The sequence below is a fragment of the Pseudoalteromonas sp. BSi20439 genome (assembly GCF_000241165.1).
In the GTDB taxonomy this organism is placed as follows: domain Bacteria; phylum Pseudomonadota; class Gammaproteobacteria; order Enterobacterales; family Alteromonadaceae; genus Pseudoalteromonas.
On sequence record NZ_BADW01000145.1, the window covers coordinates 1 to 532 of the forward strand.

The following is a 532-nucleotide window of genomic DNA, read 5'->3' on the forward strand; positions in this document are numbered from 1 at the left end:
TACGAATAGGTGGTTTAAATGGACTTAGTTGCAATTATTGGCACATCAACTTTTGTTACAGCATTTATTAATGTCATTGTTATTTTCTGGTTCAAAGAACGTCTAAAGCAGTCAATTAAGCACGAATACGATCAAGAATTAGCTAAATTGAAAAGCGAATTAGAATTCGGCTTGGACAGGCAGAAAAAACTGTATGAAGGCAAACTAACAATATATAAAAAATATTATACTCTGATGGATTCATATACTGCTAAATCTAGAAAAGCAGTATTCGATGGATTTCAACAAGGAATGATGGATATCTTGAATGATCCCTCTGAAGAGAATACGGCCGACTACATTCGCAGCATGCTAAGAGTTCAAGGAGATGTATCAGAAATCTTTTTGACATTTAAAAATGAAATTAACGGGTTGTAGTGGCATAGTTAATTTGGCCACCCATTAAGAAAGAAATGTTATGCTAATAAGCATACAAATTTGGGTGAAAAAATGACGAAATTAAAACGCGCAACGTATTCTGCGGCAATCAAAT

Annotated in this window: 1 protein-coding gene; it reads left to right on the forward strand. The window is 33.8% G+C overall.

Annotated elements, in window-relative coordinates:
- Nucleotides 1-18: 18 nt before the first annotated feature.
- A complete protein-coding gene (locus P20439_RS12210; RefSeq protein ID WP_008109155.1) occupies nt 19-417 on the forward strand; it encodes a hypothetical protein in 399 nt (132 codons plus the stop codon).
- Nucleotides 418-532: the final 115 nt, after the last annotated feature.

What these genes read in the sequence shown, in the direction of transcription:
- P20439_RS12210 (WP_008109155.1), top strand. Translation starts at nt 19, where the DNA reads ATGGACTTAGTTGCAATTATTGGCACATCAACTTTTGTTACAGCATTT.